This window comes from Cupriavidus sp. C1SS-2L, from assembly GCF_057073735.1.
On sequence record NZ_CP172709.1, the window covers coordinates 422301 to 441392 of the forward strand.

Annotated in this window: 14 protein-coding genes; 13 read left to right on the top strand and 1 reads right to left on the bottom strand. The window is 65.2% G+C overall.

All coding sequences use genetic code 11. From position 1 onward, the window contains the following. Positions 1-35 precede the first annotated feature (35 nt). From ACIGJG_RS19620 to ACIGJG_RS19650, 7 genes are all read left to right on the top strand, one after another. Positions 36-1157: an aromatic ring-hydroxylating oxygenase subunit alpha gene (locus ACIGJG_RS19620; RefSeq protein WP_011301941.1), complete on the top strand. Its 1122-nt coding sequence runs from the start codon at positions 36-38 to the stop codon at positions 1155-1157. Positions 1158-1188: 31 nt separating this feature from the next. Then, positions 1189-2655, top strand: a complete 1467-nt coding sequence (locus ACIGJG_RS19625; protein WP_011301940.1) for an aldehyde dehydrogenase family protein — start codon at positions 1189-1191, stop codon at positions 2653-2655. 43 nt (positions 2656-2698) lie between these two features. Next, positions 2699-4432, top strand: a complete 1734-nt coding sequence (gene betA, locus ACIGJG_RS19630) for a choline dehydrogenase (RefSeq protein WP_011301939.1) — start codon at positions 2699-2701, stop codon at positions 4430-4432. A gap of 201 nt (positions 4433-4633) precedes the next feature. Further along, the gene (locus tag ACIGJG_RS19635) at positions 4634-5530 is read left to right on the top strand and encodes a TorF family putative porin (protein WP_011301938.1); all 897 of its coding nucleotides are present in this window, start codon (positions 4634-4636) and stop codon (positions 5528-5530) included. A 41-nt stretch (positions 5531-5571) separates the two neighbouring features. Beyond that, positions 5572-5904, top strand: coding sequence for a CBU_0592 family membrane protein (locus tag ACIGJG_RS19640; protein ID WP_011301937.1), 333 nt, complete (start codon positions 5572-5574; stop codon positions 5902-5904). Positions 5905-6162: 258 nt separating this feature from the next. Continuing rightward, complete coding sequence (locus ACIGJG_RS19645) at positions 6163-7800, top strand: trimethylamine N-oxide permease (RefSeq protein WP_011301936.1); 1638 nt, start codon at positions 6163-6165, stop codon at positions 7798-7800. A gap of 78 nt (positions 7801-7878) precedes the next feature. Continuing rightward, positions 7879-8832: a PDR/VanB family oxidoreductase gene (locus ACIGJG_RS19650; protein ID WP_011301935.1), complete on the top strand. Its 954-nt coding sequence runs from the start codon at positions 7879-7881 to the stop codon at positions 8830-8832. Between the two features lie 61 nt (positions 8833-8893). On the opposite strand, the gene ACIGJG_RS19655 is transcribed toward ACIGJG_RS19650, so the two are convergent. Then, positions 8894-9871, bottom strand: a complete 978-nt coding sequence (locus ACIGJG_RS19655; RefSeq protein WP_483673774.1) for a LysR family transcriptional regulator — start codon at positions 9869-9871, stop codon at positions 8894-8896. Between the two features lie 187 nt (positions 9872-10058). Here ACIGJG_RS19655 and ACIGJG_RS19660 point away from each other — a divergent pair, with 187 nt between their 5' ends. From ACIGJG_RS19660 to ACIGJG_RS19685, 6 genes are all read left to right on the top strand, one after another. After that, positions 10059-11573, top strand: a complete 1515-nt coding sequence (locus ACIGJG_RS19660; protein WP_483673775.1) for a CoA-acylating methylmalonate-semialdehyde dehydrogenase — start codon at positions 10059-10061, stop codon at positions 11571-11573. Between the two features lie 117 nt (positions 11574-11690). Next, positions 11691-14030, top strand: coding sequence for an ATP-dependent DNA helicase (locus ACIGJG_RS19665; RefSeq protein WP_140948824.1), 2340 nt, complete (start codon positions 11691-11693; stop codon positions 14028-14030). Between the two features lie 16 nt (positions 14031-14046). Next, positions 14047-15399, top strand: a complete 1353-nt coding sequence (locus ACIGJG_RS19670) for a 3-deoxy-D-arabino-heptulosonate 7-phosphate synthase (RefSeq protein WP_483674025.1) — start codon at positions 14047-14049, stop codon at positions 15397-15399. A 693-nt stretch (positions 15400-16092) separates the two neighbouring features. Then, on the top strand, positions 16093-17034 hold the full coding sequence (locus ACIGJG_RS19675) for an acetaldehyde dehydrogenase (acetylating) (protein WP_011301929.1): 942 nt from the start codon (positions 16093-16095) through the stop codon (positions 17032-17034). A 13-nt stretch (positions 17035-17047) separates the two neighbouring features. Further along, the gene (dmpG, locus tag ACIGJG_RS19680; protein ID WP_140948826.1) at positions 17048-18070 is read left to right on the top strand and encodes a 4-hydroxy-2-oxovalerate aldolase; all 1023 of its coding nucleotides are present in this window, start codon (positions 17048-17050) and stop codon (positions 18068-18070) included. A gap of 76 nt (positions 18071-18146) precedes the next feature. Beyond that, positions 18147-18917 carry an IclR family transcriptional regulator gene (locus ACIGJG_RS19685; RefSeq protein ID WP_483673777.1) on the top strand — a complete coding sequence of 257 codons (771 nt, stop codon included), beginning with the start codon at positions 18147-18149 and terminating at the stop codon, positions 18915-18917. Positions 18918-19092 lie beyond the last annotated feature (175 nt).

Below are 19092 nucleotides of genomic sequence, written 5' to 3' on the forward strand. Positions count from 1 at the left end.
CCACAACAGACGAATAATCCTTAAGGAGACAAGCCATGCAACAAGCGACTGCCCCCGTCTGCCCCGCCCCCGGCGAACTCGGCTACACCTTGCCCGCGCACTACTACACCTCGCAGGACATCTTCGAGCATGAAAAGAAGACCATCTTTGCGCGCAACTGGATCTGCGTGATGCATCGCAGCCAGGTGGCCGAGGCGAACCAGTACGCGACGGTCAGCGTGGCCGGCGAGAACGTTTTCGTCGTGCGCGGTCGCGATGGCGTACTGCGGGCGTTCTACAACGTATGCCCGCACCGCGCCCACGAGTTGTTTCCGGAAGGCGCCGGCAAGGCGAAGAACGTCATCACCTGTCCCTACCACGCCTGGTCCTTCGGCCTGGACGGCAAGCTGATCCACGTGCGCAACGCCGAAAACGTGCCGGGCTTCTGCAAGGACAACGCGGGGCTGACCCCGGTCCGCGTGGAAGAGTTCTGCGGCCTGATCTTCGTCAACCTCGATATGAACGCCAGGCCGCTGGCCGAGCTGGCGGCCAGCCTGAACGACGAGATCCGCGCGCGCTGCCCCGACGTCGACAAGCTCGTCCCGGCGCGCAAGCTCACCTACGAAATGAAGGCCAACTGGAAGGTCGTCGTCGACAACTACCTCGAATGCCTGCACTGCCAGACTGCGCATCCGGCGCTGGTCGAGTCCATCCGGATGGAGACGTACAAGCACGAGGTACGCGGCATCTACACCAGCCAGGTCGGTCAGACACGCTCGGGCAGCGACGCGTTCACCTACGACAGCGACGCCCCCAACACTGACTTCGCCGCGTACTGGCTGTGGCCCAACGTCACGCTCAACGTGCTGCCTGGCGATGGGAATTACGGCGTGTTCTACATGTTCCCGGTCGACGCCGACACCACCATCCAGCACTTCGAGTTCTACTTCCGCGACGCCACGCCCACCGCCGAGCAGGAGCAGCTCATCGATTACTACAAGAACGTACTGAAGCCCGAGGACCTAAGCATCGTCGAGTCGGTGCAGCGCGGCCTGAAGTCACGTGGCTATCGCAATGGACAGGGCCCGTTGCTGGTCACGGACGACCGCACGTCCGCCATCGGCGAACACGGCGTGCAGCACTTCCAGCAGATGGTGCTCGACGCCCTCGCCGCCTGAGGCGAACCACCCATACAAGAAGGAACAGGACATGATCCAGACCCAGCTTTACATCGACGGCCGTTGGCAGTCGCCGCTCGAAGGTAGCACGCGCGACATTCTCAGCCCCGCCGACGAATCGGTGATCGCCCAGGCCGCCGAGGGCACCCGTGCCGATGCCCGAATCGCCATTGCCGCGGCGCGCCGAGCTTTCGACGGTCCCTGGCGCCAGACCACCATCCGGGATCGGGCCAGGCTGCTGAACAGGATCGCCGCGCTGATCGACCGCGACGCAGAGGAACTTGCCAGGTTCGAATCGCTGAACACCGGCAAGACGCTGACCGAGAGCCGCACCGATATGGGCGATATCGCCGCCACGTTCCGCTACTTTGCCGGACTGGTGGCCTCGGAGTCCGGCGCCGTCAACGAAGCGCCGCACCACGTCATCAGCCGCACGCTGCGCGAGCCGGTCGGCGTTTGCGGGCTGATCACGCCGTGGAACTATCCGCTGTTGCAGGCCGCATGGAAGATCGCCCCGGCACTGGGCGCGGGCAATACGGTCATCATCAAGCCGAGCAACCTGACGCCGCTGACCACGCACCATTTCACGAAGCTGATCGCGGAACTGGACCTGCCGGCCGGCGTCTTCAACCTCGTCACAGGGGGAGCTGAAGTCGGCGCCGAGCTGGCCGAGAGCCGCGACGTCGACCTGGTCTCATTCACGGGCGGCGCGTTCGCGGGCGAGAGCATCATGAAGGCCGCGACCGGCAACTTCAAGCGCATCGGCCTGGAGCTGGGCGGCAAGAACCCCAACATCGTTTTCGCCGACGCCGACCTGGACGTAGCGGTGGACTACGCGCTTAACGCCGCCTTCTTCCATGCGGGCCAGGTCTGCTCTGCCGGCTCGCGCCTGATGATCGAAGACAGCATCTACGACGCCTTCGTCGCAAAGCTGGCCGAGCGCTTGCCGCGCATTGCAATTGGCAACGGTTTCCACGCCGAAACGCAGATGGGGCCGGTCCAGTCCGCTCAGCAGCACGAGAAGATCCTGCGCATGGTGCAGGCGGGCGTCGCGGAAGGTGCCCGACTGGTCTATGGCGGCAAGCGGCCCGAAGGTGACGTATACCGAAAGGGTTATTGGCTGCAGCCGACCCTGCTCGCCGACGTGACCGCCGACATGAACATTGCAAAGGACGAGATCTTCGGCCCGGTGGTGACCGCGGAACGCTTCCGCTCCGAGGACGACGCGCTGCGTGCCGCCAACGACACGCCGTATGGCCTCGCCGCCGCAGTCTGGACGCGTGATCTCGACAAGGCCAACCGCATGTCGCGCGCGCTGCGCTTCGGCACGGTCTGGGTGAACGACTACCATCCGTACTTCCCGGAAGCGCCTTGGGGCGGCTACAAGGCCAGCGGCATCGGGCGCGAGCTGGCGCGCATCGGCCTGGACGAGTACACCGAACTGAAGCACAGCTACATCAACCTCGCGCCGAAGGCGATGGGGTGGTTCGGCGCCTGAGCGCCGGCGTCGCCCACATCACCCATCAGGAGGAGACAGCTCGATGAGTGCAATCCACGAATACGACTACATCATCGTCGGCGCCGGGTCGGCAGGCTGCGTGCTGGCCGCGCGGCTGACCGAAGACGCCGATGTGACGGTGCTGCTGCTCGAAGCCGGCGGACCGGACTGGCGGCTCGACTGGCGTACGCAGATGCCGGCAGCGCTGGCCTATCCGCTCCAGGGCACCACCTACAACTGGGCTTACGTCACCGAGCCGGAGCCGCATATGAACGGCCGCCGCATGACGCAGGGCCGTGGCAAGGGCCTCGGCGGCTCGTCTCTGATCAACGGCATGGTCTACATCCGCGGCAATGCGATGGACTATGAGGATTGGTCGCAGAACAGGTCGCTGGAAAACTGGAGCTACGCAGACTGCCTGCCCTACTTCCGCAAGGCCGAAACCTATGACAAGGGCACGAACGACTATCACGGCGGCAATGGCCCGCTGCATGTCACCACGCCCAAGGCCGGCATCAGCCCGCTGTTCGATGCGTTCATCGCCGCCGGCGAGCAGGCCGGCTACGCACGCACCGAAGACCTGAACGGCTACCGCCAGGAAGGCTTCGGCCCGATGGACCGCACCACCACTGCGAAGGGCCGCCGCTGCAGCACGTCGCTCGCCTATCTCGACCAGGCGAAAGAGCGCCCGAACCTCACGGTGCACACGCGCGCACTGGCCGACCGCGTACTGTTCGACGGCGCCCGCGCCACCGGCGTTTCCTACCTTCAGGGAGACTACGTGCGCGAAGCCCGGGCGCGCCGCGAGGTGATCGTCAGCAACGGTGCCATCGCCTCGCCGCAATTGCTGCTGCGCTCGGGCGTGGGCAATGCCGACGAACTTCGCGTGCTAGGCATCGACCCCGTCATCGACCTGAAGGGCGTGGGCGAAAACCTGCAAGATCACCTGGAGATGTACCTGCAGTACGAATGCACAAAGCCTGTATCGCTGTACCCCGCGCTCAAGTGGTGGAACAAGCCAGGCATCGGCATGGAGTGGTATCTGCGCGGCACGGGCATCGCGGCGTCGAACCACTTCGAGGCGGGCGGTTTCATCCGCAGCAGCGAAGAGTTCGACTTCCCGAACCTGCAGTACCACTTCATCCCGCTGGCGATGAACTACGACGGCAGCAACCCGGTCCAGTCGCACGGCTTCCAGTGCCACGTAGGCTCGATGCGGTCGCCCAGCACAGGCTTCGTCAAGCTGGCCAGCCGCGACCCGCGCGTCAAGCCGCGCCTGCTGTTCAACTACATGGCGCACGACGTGGACTGGCGCGAGTTCCGCGCCGCGGTCCGCCTGACGCGAGAGATCATCGGCCAGCAGGCCATGGACCAGTTCCGCGGCCGCGAGATCAAGCCCGGCTTGATGATCCAGTCCGATGCCGAGATCGACACCTTCGTGCGCGAGCACGCGGAGACCGCACTGCATCCGTCCTGCACCTGCAAGATGGGCAACGCCTCCGACCCGATGGCCGTGGTCGACAACCAGGGCCGTGTGCATGGGCTGTCCGGGCTGCGCGTGGTCGACGCGTCGATCATGCCGAAGATCGTGACCGGAAACCTGAATGCGCCGACGATCATGATGGCAGAGAAGCTCGCCGACGTGATTCGCGGACGCGCACCGTTGCAGCGGTCAAACGCACCTTACTACAAGGCGACGCCGATGCGCGGGCACGCGGCAAACCCGCAGGACGCGCGAATGCGGACAACGGCGACACCGATGTTCGCGCCTGCCTGACGACGGCGCGACGCTCGCGGGTGTAACCCGCGCCCCCTCCGACGAACGATGACACCGGGACTGCCAGTCCCGAAGGACACCGCACGCCCGGAGGCTGCGTCGCGCCCCTGCGCTACGGGCAACCCACACCCACCCATCTGACAAAGGCCGGCCAGCCACCCCGAAGGACACAAGACAAGGACCGGCCAAGGGGAGACACTCATGCTTTGCAAGCGTTCAGCAATCCACCACAAGCCTTGCCTGGCCGCCGTCACCGGCGCGCTGCTGCTGTGCCAGGCCGCCGCCGCGCACGCGCAATCCGGCAGTGCGGACACGACCGTCGCCGTCGCGCCCGTGCCGCAGGTCATGGCCACGGTGCCGCCGGAGCAGGCGGCCTCGCCGTCGCCGCTCAGTGCCAACATGACGCTGACCTCGCAGTACGTGTCGCGCGGCTTCCGCCAGACCTGGGGAAAGCCGGCTGTGCAGGGCGGCGTCGACTACGCCCATCCGAGCGGCTGGTCAGTGGGCACGTGGATGTCGACGATCAGCGACAAGTTCATCGAAGGCGGCACCGTCGAGTGGGATCTCTACGGCGGCTACACCGGCACCATCGGCGACTTCGTCTATGCGGGCCAGATCTACTACTACCTTTACCCGGGCGCGAAGCTGCAGTCCGCGCAGACCAAGTACAACTACGGCGAGGCCGTGGCGTCGCTGACCTACAAGTGGATCAACGTCAAGTACTGGCTGACCTATACGCCCGACTACTTCGGCTACAACAGCGCGTCCATCGGCACCGGCAGCGGCCTGCACAGCCGCGGTTCTGGCTACCTCGACATCAACGGCACCTTCGATCTCGGCTACGGCGTCTCGCTGCTGCTGCACTACGGACAGGAGCGCGTGCGCAACTTCGCCGCCTACGGGTTCCGCGACGTGCGCGTGGCGCTCTCCAAGGCCTTCGACGGCGGCTGGACGCTTACCGGCGCATATACGCGCGGCTGGGGACGCTCCGATGTCTATGACCACTACACCACCGGCGCGCTCGACTCGGCGGGCAACCCGTCCGTGTCGAATCCGCTCGAGAACACCTTCCTGGTCTCGCTGACCAAGACGTTCTGACGCGCCACCGACTGCTTTCACTGCCTCAACCCATTTACATCATGGCTTCACTGGGTCTTACCGATGCAACCGGTCTTGTCGGCGTCGCCGCCTACGTTGCCGCGCACTTCGCCGTGCAGGTCCTGCACAAATCGCCGACCGGCAGGCTGGCCGTCGCCCTCAATGTCATCGGGCCGGTCTGCATCCTCGTCTCGCTCACGGATGCCTTCAACCTCGCCTCTTTCCTGACGCAGTGCTTCTGGCTTGGCCTGACGCTGCTGGGCTGGTGGCGGAACCGCCGCAGGAAGCGCCGCGCGGACAGGCCCGTGGCAATGCCAGGGGAAACGCCCGCACGCGTGGCAACGCACCGCCCCGCGTCGCCTCACAACGTCTAGATCACTTCATCGCCAGGTGCCCGCAGGGAAACGATTTTTCGCGACATCGCAACCCCGGATTGACAACAGGAGACAACGATGACGACCGCCCCCACAATACCGCTCAAAGGTTTCCAGGCCGTCCCCCATATCGGCTCCCCATGAAGAAGGTGCCAACGACGCTTCCAGGCGTCCAGCACAGGCATCCACCAGCCCAGACGGCAGACCGCGGCGGAGCACCGCTCCGCACAAGCGGCAACCGGGAAACCAGGAGACAACGTGTTATCACAAAAAGATGTGCTTTCGCTCGGCGCCGATGCGCCGACCGCTTCATCCGCCCCTTCGCCCCAACATCACGAACTGCAGCGCACGCTGACGTGGAAAGACGCGTTCTGGGTCACGAGTGGCGTGCCCGCTGGCGTGCTGTTCACCATCGGCGGCGTTTCGGCCACGATCGGCAACCCGGCTTGGGTCATCTGGATCCTCGCCATTCTGGTGGGCTTCGCGCAGAGCTTCGTCTACGCGGAGATCTCGGGCCTGTATCCGCACAAGTCGGGTGGCGCGTCGGTCTATGGCGCGCTCGGCTGGGTACGCTACAGCAAGTTCGTGGCGCCGGTATCGGTGTGGTGCAACTGGATTGCCTGGTCGCCGATGCTGGCGCTCGGCACGAGTCTCGCGGCGGGCTACATGCTGAGCTGCCTGTTTCCGCCCGATTCAGTGATCAACACGTGGCAGATCACGCTGGTCGACCTGGGCTTCATCAGCCACGGCCTGACGCTGCGGGTGAACTCGACGTTCCTGCTGGCCACGGCGTTCCTGCTCGTCACGTTCAAGCTCCAGCACAGCGGCGCATCGTCCGCGGCGACCACGCAGCGCATCCTGGGCATCGCATCGCTGACGCCGCTGGTTGTCATCGCGCTCGTTCCGATGTTCACGGGCGACATGCCGTCGACGAACTTCATGCCGCTGCTGCCGCTGACGCACGACACGTCCGGCGCCGCCGTGCTCGGCAGCTGGAATGCGGCCGGTATCAGCACCGCAATGGGCGCGATGTTCCTGGCCTGCTGGTCGACCTTCGGCTTCGAGACCGCGGTGTGCTACACCCGCGAGTTCAAGGACCCGCAGAAGGACACTTTCCGTGCGATCTTCTGGTCCGGCGTACTGTGCCTGTTCATGTTCATTGCGGTTCCGATCGCGTTCCAGGGCTCGCTCGGGCTGCACGGCATGCTTGAGCCGTCCATTGTCGACGGTACCGGCGTGGGCGCCGCCATGGCGAAATTCGTGGGCGGCGGCGCGGTGGTGTTCAACGTGATCGTCGTGATGCTGGTGCTCGCGATCCTGCTGATCGTGATGACCTCGATGATGGGCTCGTCGCGCACGCTGTACCAGGCCTCGGTCGACGGCTGGCTGCCGCGCTATCTCTCGCACGTGAACGAGCACGGCTCGCCGACCCGCGCCATGTGGACGGACCTGGTGTTCAACCTGTTCCTGCTGCTCATGTCGAACTACATGGCGGTGCTGTCCATCTCGAACGTCTGCTACATGATCTTCGTGTTCCTGAACCTGCAGTCGGGATGGATCCATCGGCTGGACCGCGCCGAATGGCCGCGTCCGTACAAGTGCAAGAACTGGCTGCTGGCCCTGGGCGCGATCTGCGGCTTCCTCGACCTGGCCTTTGTTGGCGCCGGCGCCAATTTCCAGGGCGAGAACACGCTGCGTAATGGCCTCATCGCCACGTTTCTGATCGTGCCGGTGTTCGTGTACCGCCATTACGTGCACGACAAGGGCCGCTTTCCCGAGTCGATGCGCCGTGACATGGAGCTGCCCCATGCCCGCGCAGCGTGGCTGCCCTACGCCGCCCTGGCCGCGGGTGCGCTGGTGGTCTGGCTGGCCGCGAAGCTGACGGTGATCGGCTGACGCCGGGACGCCTTGCGTCCACGAGGACCGGTACCGCGCCGGTCCTCCCTCCACTACATACATTCCCGAGGTTCCGCAATGAACGACACCCTTCGCGTGCGCATCGGCCGCATCGAGCAGCTTGCCGCCGGCATCAAGCGTTTTACCTTGCAGCCGTGCGACGGCGACGCGTTGCCCCCATTTGAAAGCGGCAGCCACGTCGTCGTCCACATGGACAACGGCCGCTACCGCAACGCGTATTCGCTGACCAGCGCGCTCGACGACGACAGCCATTACCAGATCAGCGTCCGTCTTGAGGAAGCCTCGCGCGGCGGCTCGCGGTTTCTGCATGAAACCGTGCGTGAGCACGACGAGCTGGAGATCGGTCGTCCAGGCAATCTGTTCTCCCTGCACCGTGGCGCCAGCAAGCACTTGCTGATCGCCGGCGGCATCGGCATCACACCGTTCATGACGCATATCCAGACGCTGAAGCGCCAGGGCGCCGCTTTCGAGCTGCACTACTGCTTCCGCAACCGCGCCAGCGCGGCATTTCTCGACACGCTGTCAACCGCGCTGAATCAAGGCCAATGGCAGCAGTACGAGAGCGACGCCGGCATCCAGCTCGACATCGCGGCGCTGATTGCCCGCCAGCCCACCGATGCCCACGTCTACGTCTGCGGCCCTTCCGCGCTCAACGACGCCGTCGTCGATGCCGCCCGGGCCGCCGGCTGGGACGCATCGCGCATTCACTTCGAGCAGTTCCGCAACGAGGTCGACGCGACCGGCGGCGCCTTCGAGGTAACGCTGCGCAAGAGCGGACTGACGCTGCAAGTCGCACCGGACGACACGCTGCTGCGGGTGATCGAGAAAGCCGGCGTCAAAGTCGATTGCATGTGCCGCGAGGGGATCTGCGGATCGTGCGAAACAGCCATCGTTGAGGGCGAGGCGGATCACCGCGACAGCTACCTCTCCGACGAAGAGAAGGCGGCGCAGAAAACGATCATGCTCTGTGTTTCGCGGAGCAAGGCACAGCGGCTCGTCCTGGATCTCTGAGCGAGCCTGATGATGCTTGCAGGCTGACTCGGGTAGGTCTGTGCGGCGGCAGGCAGCACGGTCACAGCGCTGGCTGCACCTCGGCGGGCGGCCGGAACGTGAAGCCCTGCGAGAACGACTCCCGCAGGTACTCGACAAAGACCTGGGAGACGCGCGACGCGTGTGCGGAGTACGGCCGGATCGCATAGAGCCAGTCTCCAAACGCACCAGTCGCGCGCCATTGCGGCAGCAGCTCGACCAGTCGTCCGCTTTCCAACGCCGACTGCGCACTGAAGTCCGGCAGCAGCGCGATGCCGAGCCCTTCGATGGCGGCGTCACGCAATGCCTCGCTGTTGTTGACCGCGAGCGGGCCGGCCACCGGGACCGTAACCGGATCGGCATGCGTCGCGCCTGCGTCCGGCGCCTCCGGCACGAACGTCCATGTGGCGGTGCCCTGGCGCCGCGGATAGTGCAGGCAGGCGTGGTCGGCCAGCGCCTCGGGCGATTCGGGCGCGCTTCTCGTCCTGAGGTAGGAGCGGCTTGCCACCAGCACTGTGCGCGTTGGGGCCAGCGTCCAGGCAACATGGGTTTCGGGCGGCGCGGATGTATGCCGCACGGCAATGTCGAAGCCTTCCTGCGCGAGCGGGCGCAAGCGGTCAGACATATCCAACTCGACCTGGATCTGCGGATAGCGGCGCAGGAACTCCGGCAGCCGCGGCACCAGTTGCTGTCGGGAGAATGCCACCGGCGCGGTGACACGCAGGAAACCACGCGGCGCGCCCGCCAGATCTCGAACATTGGCGTAGCCCGTGGCAATTTGTTCGAAAGCCCCGCGCATCGAATCAACCAGCTGACGGCCGGCATCCGTCAGCGTCGCGCTGCGCGTGGTGCGCTGGACGAGCATGATGCCGGCGGCCTTTTCCAGATCGGCAATGTGCTGGCTCATCGAGGCCTTGCTTACGCCTAACCTTGCGGCGGCCTTGCTGAAGCTGCCCTGCTGGTGCAGCACGACCAGCCAGTGCAAGTGCTCCCAAAGATCCTCTACGTTAGCTTTCGTCATTTAGGGAGACCTCCTGCGTCACTTTCGGCGTTTATTTTTCGATATTCATAGCATGCCACTATCTAAAAATCCTGAACAGTGAGTTCGGCGGCGGATGGCTACCCGCGCGCGGCCCGTCTTTCTACACTCGCCTCATTCCCAGACACGGCGGGCGACGCAGGCCCGCAGACCAGCACAGGAGATCCCCATGACGGCGCCTTACAACGATTCCGCTGACGTCATCCACTTCGTTTCCGGCGAGCTTTACGCCGGTTCGGGCACGCGTTCGCAGGCCGTGTTCAACCCGGCGACGGGCGCCGTGGCGCGGCAGCTTCGGCTCGGCACGGTCGAGGATGTCGATGCGGCAGTAGCCAGCGCGCTGGCGGCATTCCCTAAGTGGGCCGACACGCCGCCGATCCGCCGCGCGCGCGTCATGCTGAAGTTCCTGGAGCTGATGAACCAGCACAAGGACGAGTTGGCCACCATCATCACGGCCGAGCACGGCAAGGTACTGAGCGATGCGGCCGGCGAAGTCAGCCGCGGCATCGACATCATCGAATTCGCCTGCGGCATTCCGCAGCTGCTCAAGGGAGATTTCACGGACCAGGTCTCCACCGGCATGGACAACTGGACGCTGCGCCAGCCGCTTGGCGTGGTGGCCGGCATCACGCCGTTCAACTTCCCGTGCATGGTGCCGTGCTGGATGTTCCCGGTCGCAATCGCCGCCGGCAACTGCTTCGTGCTGAAGCCGAGCGAGCGCGACCCGTCGGCGTCGCTGTTCATGGCAAAGCTGCTCAGGCAAGCCGGCCTGCCCGACGGCGTCTTCAATGTCGTGCAGGGCGACAAGATCGTGGTCGACGCACTGCTCCATCATTCCGATGTCAAGGCAGTGAGCTTCGTTGGCTCCACGCCGATCGCGAACTACATCTACGAGACTGGCGCGCGGCTGGGAAAGCGCGTGCAGGCGCTCGGCGGTGCCAAGAACCACATGGTCGTGATGCCGGACGCCGACATCGATCAGGCCGTGGACGGGCTGATTGGTGCGGCATACGGCTCCGCCGGCGAGCGCTGCATGGCGATCTCCGTCGCGGTGCTGGTCGGCGACGTGGCCGACAAGATCATGCCGAAGCTGGAAGCCCGAGCGCGCGAACTGGTGATCCGCAATGGCATGGACCCCGCGGCCGAGATGGGCCCGGTCGTCACGGGCCAGGCGCTCGAACGCATTGAGAACTACATCGCGCTCGGCGTGAAAGAAGGCGCGAAGCTGGTGGTCGACGGCCGCAGCTACAAGGTGCCCGGGCACGAGCAAGGGTTCTTCACGGGCGGCACGCTGTTCGACAACGTCACGCCGGACATGCGCATCTACAAGGAAGAAATCTTCGGGCCTGTGCTGTCATGCGTGCGTGTGGATGACTTCGCGCAGGCCGTAAAGCTCGTCAACGACCATGAGTTCGGCAACGGCGTGGCTTGCTACACGCGCGATGGCCAGGTGGCGCGCGAGTTCGCGCGCCGCATCGAAGTTGGCATGGTCGGCATCAACGTGCCGATCCCCGTGCCGATGGCGTGGCATGGCTTTGGCGGGTGGAAGCGTTCGCTGTTTGGCGATATGCATGCCTATGGCGAGGAAGGGGTGCGGTTTTACACGCGGCAGAAGAGTGTTATGCAGCGTTGGCCCGAGGATGTGACGCGGGGGGCGGAGTTTGCGATGCCTACGGCGAAGTAGAGGGTTCTCGGGTGGAGCCGGGGGGGTGGTGGGGATTGTGTGTCGCTCTTAGCTCCTCCGGCCTGCGCACATTGACTGTATATTCATACAGTTGCGAAATCCCCGCCTGTTTGCGCCTTGTCCGCCACCCAAACCGCCCCACCCCGCTACACCGTCGCCGTTCGCACCTTATGCGAATTCACCGCCAAGGCCGGCGACCTCGACCTGCGCTTCACGCCGTCGCCCACGGGGCAGGAAGGCGTTGCGGGCCATGGCGTGGTCACCAGCCGCCGCGGGCCGGGCTACGAGTCCGAGGTAACGCTGTCGGGTGAATTCGAAGGCCTGCGCGTCCGCGGCCGTGCCGATGGCTACGATCCCGTGGCGAACCGCGTCGAGGAAATCAAGACCATACGCGGCGACAAGGCCGAGATCCCGCAGAACCATCAGGCGCTGCACTGGGCGCAGGCAAAGATCTACGGGTGGCTGCTATGCGAAGCCCGCAATCTGCAGAAGATCGACGTGGCGCTCGTTTATTTCGACATCCTGAGCCAGCGCGAACGCGTGCTGAAGGAACGCTATGACGCCGCGACGCTGCGTGCCTTCTTTGAAGACAGCTGCCGCCGCTTCATGCACTGGGCCGAGCGTGAAATCGCGCATCGCAGCGATCGCGATGCGGGCCTGCAGGCGCTGGCCTTTCCCCATGGCACATTCCGCGACGGCCAGCGCCTGCTGGCGGAGTCGGTCTACAAGGCCAACGCCTCGGCACGTACGCTGCTGGCGCAGGCGCCTACCGGCATCGGCAAGTCGATCGGCACGGTGTTTCCGGCCTTGAAGGCCATGCCCGCGCAGCGCATCGACAAGATCTTCTTCCTGTCCGCACGGTCGACGGGCCGCGCCGTCGCGCTGCAGGCGACTGCACAACTGCGCGGCAAGCCCGACGATGCGCCGCTGCGCGTGCTGGAACTCACGGCACGCGACAAGGCCTGCGAGCATCCTGATCTGGCCTGTCACGGCGAATCCTGCCCGCTGGCGCAAGGCTTCTATGACCGGTTGCCAGCGGCGCGCGATGCCGCGAGCCGCGTACCGCTGCTGGATCGCCACGCCGTGCGCGAGATCGCCCGTACGCATACGGTGTGCCCGTATTACCTCACGCAGGAGATGATCCGCTGGAGCGATCTGGTGGTGGCCGACTACAACTACTATTTCGACCGCAGCGCGATGCTGTATGCGCTGACCGCGCTGAACGAATGGCGCGTGAGCGTGCTTGTGGATGAAGCACACAATCTGGTCGAACGCGGCCGCACCATGTACACCGCCACGCTGGACCACGCGGCGTTCCGCGGCGTGCGGCTGTCCGCGCCAGGTGCGTTGAAGTCGAAGATGAACAAGGTCTATCGGCAGTGGAACACGCTGGCCAAGTGGAGCGAGGCGGAGTACGAAACGCACGACGAAGAGCCCGCGGCATTCATTGAAGCGCTGACGCAGCTGTGTACTGCCATCATCGACGACATGAGCGAGCATCCGCAGCGGCACGACGCCACGCTCGAACGCTTCTATTTCGATGCGATGCACTTCTTGCGCCTGGCGGAGCAGATGACGGAGTACGGCGGCAAGCATTCGCTGTTCGATATCACGCGCACACCGCGCGGCCGTTCCGGCGTGGATGCCGCGCTGTGCGTACGCAATCTGTTGCCTGCGCCTTATCTCGCGCCGCGCTTCGCGGGCGCACATTCGACCACGCTGTTTTCCGCCACGCTGCAGCCGGCCGACTATTACCGCAACCTGCTTGGCATGCCCGCCAGTGCGGTGTGGGTCGAAGTGCCCTCGCCGTTCCAGCCCGAGCAGCTCGACGTGCACGTCGCACGCCATATCTCCACGCGCTATTCCCACCGGCAACGCTCGCTGCCGGCAATCGTGGAACTGATTGCCGGCCAGTACGCGCGGCGTCCCGGCAACTACCTGGCCTTCTTCAGCAGCCATGATTATCTGCAGCAGGCCGCGGCGCTGCTGGCCGAATGCCATCCTGGTATCCCGACCTGGTCTCAGGCACGCGGCATGACCGAGGCCGGTCAGGCCGCGTTCCTCGACGCGTTTGCGCCGGGCGGCTGCGGTATCGGCTTTGCGGTGCTTGGCGGCGTGTTCTCCGAAGGCGTGGATCTTCCGGGCGACCGGCTGATCGGCGCGTTCGTGGCCACGCTGGGGCTGCCCCAGGTGAACCCGGTCAACGAACAACTGCGCGAACGGATGGATGCCGCATTCGGCCGCGGCTATGACTACGCCTACCTGTATCCGGGCCTGCGCAAGGTCGTGCAGGCAGCCGGCCGCGTGATCCGCACCCGAGAGGACCGCGGCGTGGTGTGGCTGATCGACGATCGTTTTGGGCGGCCGGAAGTGCGGGAAATGTTGCCGGCATGGTGGGAGATATCACCGATGGATGATCGGCAACGCAACGTTCGCGAACGACAGCCCGGATCCTGACCTGCAAAGTATTGCCATGCCCCTGTTGCCGCCGCCCGCCTTGCTTCAGCAGACGCTGCGCGCCGTTGCTCGCCGGTATCGATTGCCTGCTCTATCCGAGACGGGAGAAGCAGGTCCCTCTGCCACGCTGGCAACCGTGATCGAACAGGCGCGCCTGGCGTTGGCTCGCGGCGAATCTCCGGACGCTACGCTCAAACGCCTGTTCGTCGATGCGCTCGCCCGGCTGATACACGACGCAATGCGCGTGGATGCCGGCGATCCCGTCTTTCAGGCCATGCTGCTTCGGCACCGCGTGACGCATGTTCGCGAGTATGCGTCGCTGTCCGCGCGTGCCGAGCAGGATCGGCGTCCGGTCCTCGCAAGCGTCAATGCGTTGGCCCATCCGCGCAAGCCACAAAGTGAGGGGATGGCGAAGCTGCATGCGTTGGCATCATCGTCATCGTGGTCAGCGCTGCACGACGCAGTGCAACAGCTGCTGGATCTGCCGGCGATCCCAGACGACACACCGACCCGGCATCGTTTGTCGCGGCTCGCCGACAATCCCGAACTGGAACGCTTGCGGCGCCTCGAAACGCTAGCGTCCGATGCGCTCGTGCGCCAGTACCGGACGCTGTGGGACCGACATGGTCCACGCTCCGGCACTGCCGCGGCTGCGGCCCAGGGCGTTGACGCGCAGCGGCGTGGCACTGCCGTCGAAGCACTCACGGCACAGGCGCTTCAGGCCTTGGCGCGCGGACTCAATGAGGCAGATGGCACCGGGGCTCCATACCGTGTTGTCACATCGATGCGCGTACCCGCATCCATGCCCGCAAAGCACGAGCGCGCCAAGACCGAATGGGATGCGGTACTGCTGAGGCAGGCGGAAACGATCGACGATGCACCGGCCTGGGACATCTGCCTGCTCGCAGAAGCGAAGGCCTCCGCCGATGCGGCTACCACCGACTTCCCGCGGTTGCTGCGCGGCATGCGCCTGCTCGCGCAAGCGGACGCTACCGTGATCTATGATTTTGAAACGCGTGAAGGCGTGGTCAGGCTGCGCGGCGCTTCGTTGAGCACGCTACCTACCGACGAAACCGCGCTCGCCGATACGGTGCTCTACTGCAGCAATGCCCCTGCCGAGGCGACGCCGCGTTTGCTCAGTGCGGCCAGCCGGATGCAGTTGCTGTCCGCGCAGGCCAGCCTGGACTTCGCGGCTTGCGTCGCGGAAACGCAGCACGCAGACACACGCAGCCTCGAACCGGTGTGGCAGCAATTGGTGGAATCACCGCGCTGGGCTGCAGTGTTGAACCAATACGCGGTGATGCGCGAGGTCCGCGAGTTGATGGTCCATCCGGAGGACCTGCTCGCTGCCATCGACAGCCCGGATTAAGTCCGCATTCGCCTCACGGCTAATGTGGCGTAGGCCTTGGACGCGGAGTCGGATAAGGGGGATTCGGTCCGCCGCCGGGCACTTCGATATACGGCGCGACGATGATTGGATACTGCGCAGCCCCATTGGGCTGCGAAGCCTCGGGTGCCATGTACGGCTGGCCTCCTGCGGCGCCGCGACGCGAAGGCGGTGCTGTCTGAAGTCCGGTGCCGCCGCTCTTTCCGTCGTGGATGCCGCCTTGCGTATCGAGGACCAGCGGCTGGCTGGTCGAAGGTGGCGCGGCAATAGCCGAGGAAGCCGCGGCCAGCAGCAGCGCGGTTGCCGCGGATTGCAGTAAGACGGACACAGCTGAACGCATGAATGCTCCGTTGGACCAGGTAGAAGGTGGCTGCCGGCTTGATTTGGCGCGATCAGGACGGCTCGTTGCCATCGCTCTATGGTAGCCCAGAGACTTTCTGGCAACACTGAATTACCCGGCGCCGCATACCGCGCTGAAAACGTACGTTGAAAATCTCTTTGCCTCGCTCTTGCTATTCTCAATATATGAGAATTAATCTCGCATATTGATAATTTCTTCGAGGCAGAGTAATCTTCGTCCACGGGCGCGGCCACCGAATCCCGCAAGACCGCCCCTGCTGCCCATTCCCGACACAACAGAGGGCCGGCAGCAACGCGCCACCCAAGGAGGCTCAATTGGCGACAAGGAAACTCAAGGCCGCGATCATCGGATCCGGCAATATCGGCACGGACCTGATGATCAAGATCCTGCGCCATGGCAAGCACCTCGAGATGGGCGCCATGGTCGGCATCGATCCGGCATCGGATGGCCTGGCGCGTGCTGCCCGCATGGGTGTGGCGACCACGCATGAAGGCGTGGAGGGGCTGATCAGCCTGCCGAATTTCGCCGACATCGACGTCGTCTTCGACGCCACCAGCGCTGGCGCCCACGTCAAGAACGACGCGCGCCTGCGCGAAGTCAAGCCGGGCATCCGCATGATCGACCTCACCCCGGCGGCCATCGGCCCGTACTGCGTGCCCGTGGTCAATCTGGACGACCGCCTCGACGCGCTGAACGTCAACATGGTCACCTGCGGCGGTCAGGCGACCATCCCCATGGTCGCGGCCGTGTCACGCGTCGCAAAGGTCCACTACGCCGAAATCGTTGCATCGATCTCCAGCAAGTCGGCCGGCCCGGGCACGCGCGCCAACATCGACGAGTTCACCGAGACCACGTCGAAGGCGATTGAAGTGATCGGCGGCGCCGCCAAGGGCAAGGCCATCATCGTGCTGAACCCGGCCGAGCCGCCGCTGATCATGCGCGACACGGTCTACGTGCTGAGCGCCGCCGCCAACCGCGCGGAGGTGGAAGCCTCCATCGAGGAAATGGCCGCCGCCGTGCAGCAGTACGTGCCCGGCTACCGCCTCAAGCAGAAAGTGCAGTTCGACGAGATTCCGGCCAGCGCTCCGCTCAATATCCCGGGCCTCGGCAAGTTCAGCGGCCTGAAAACGTCGGTGTTCCTGGAGGTCGAGGGCGCCGCCCACTACCTGCCCGCCTACGCCGGCAACCTGGACATCATGACCTCCGCCGCGCTGGCCACCGCCGAGCGCATGGCGCAGGCCGCACTGACTGCTTGAGGAGACACCCGCCATGCCTTTCAACCCCGGCAAGAAGCTCTACATTTCCGACGTGACGCTGCGTGACGGCAGCCACGCCATCCGCCACCAGTATTCGATCCAGAACGTCAAGGACATCGCCCGCGCGCTCGACAAGGCCCGCGTCGATTCCATCGAAGTCGCCCACGGCGACGGCCTGCAGGGCTCCAGCTTCAACTACGGCTTCGGCGCCCACACCGACCTGGAGTGGATCGAGGCCGTGGCCAGCGAGATCTCGCACGCGCAGATCGCCACGCTGCTGCTGCCCGGCATCGGCACCATCCATGACCTGGACAACGCTTACAAGGCCGGCGCGCGCATCGTGCGCGTGGCCACGCACTGCACCGAGGCCGACGTCTCGCGCCAGCACATCGAGCGTGCGCGCGAACTGGGCATGGATACGGTCGGCTTCCTGATGATGAGCCACATGACGACGCCGGAAAACCTGGCGGTCGAGGCGAAGAAGATGGAAAGCTACGGCGCGACCACGATCTACGTGGTCGATTCCGGCGGCGCGCTCAGCATGGATGATGTCCGGGCCCGCTTCCGCGCGCTCAAGGCCGTGCTCGACCCGTCGACCACGACGGGTATGCACGCCCACCACAATTTGTCGCTCGGCGTGGCCAATTCGATCGTCGCCGTCGAGGAAGGCTGCGACCGCATCGACGCCAGCCTGGCCGGCATGGGCGCCGGCGCCGGCAATGCGCCGCTCGAAGTCTTCATCGCCGCCGCCGACCGCATGGGCTGGGACCACGGCACCGATCTGTACACGCTGATGGACGCCGCCGATGACATCGTCCGTCCGCTGCAGGACCGCCCGGTGCGCGTCGACCGCGAGACCTTGGCACTAGGCTACGCAGGCGTGTATTCGAGCTTCCTGCGCCACTCCGAAGTCGCCGCCAACAAGTACGGCATCAAGACCGTCGACATCCTGGTCGAGCTTGGCAAGCGCCGCATGGTCGGCGGCCAGGAAGACATGATTGTCGACGTGGCGCTGGACCTGCTCAACAAGGCATAAAGCGATTGGGCCTGCGTTCGGCCTACGCGCGCGCGAAGTGCCGCCGGACACCTCCGGCGGCGTTACACTTGCCGGCATGACCGACACCACCAATCCCACCCGCGCCCTCGCCAGCCAGACGCTTTTCCGCGGCCTGGACGTGGTCGATGCCGTCGCGGCCGGTTCCCAGACCGTGCAGGACATCGCGAACCGCACCGGACTGCCGTTCAGCACCACGCACCGGCTGGCGTCGGCCCTAGTGCAGGCGCGCTACCTCCATTTCGAGCCGCGACGCGGCTACCGGCTGGGCCCGCGCCTGCTGGAACTCGGCTTCGCCGCCTACCGCGACTCGGACATTACGCGCAGCGCGCGCGCCGGCATGGAAGAACTGGCCGAGCAAACCCGGGACACCATTCACCTCGCCCAACTCGACGGCGACGAGATCATCTACCTCGACAAGATCGGCGGGCAGCGCCCGATCAGCGTCAATTCGCGCATTGGCGGCCGCAAGCCGGTCTGCTCGACCGGCGTGGGCAAGGCGCTGATCCTCGACGAGACCGAGGACAAGTGGAAAGCTCGCTACGAATACGATGCGAAGCGGGGCAACGTGCAGCTTCCTCTCGATCGGTGGCTCGCCGGCATGCGCGTGTACGCGCAGGGCGGCTATGCCTTTGACCTTGAAGAAGACGCGCCGAGCATCTGCTGCGTGGCGGTGCCCATCCGCGATGCCAGCGGCCAGACGGTGGCAGCCATCAGCGTCACGGGGACGACCGATTACACCGACGAAGCGCAACTGCGAGCGCTGATTCCGGTGGTGCGGCGGGTCGCGCAATCCATCAGCGAGAAGATCGGCGGCAGGCTGGGGTGAGGGCCTGTCCGGGGCAGCAGGGGTGAACCTGCCCGAGTTTTTGTCGTACTCCCGAATCGGACATCACCCGACCAACGACAGCCGCGCAATTTCCGAGGCGAGTCCGCCGGCGAAGTCGTCGGTGCCATGACGCTGCGCCAGTGCGACGCTGTCCCTCCACGCCGTAGACGGTCGT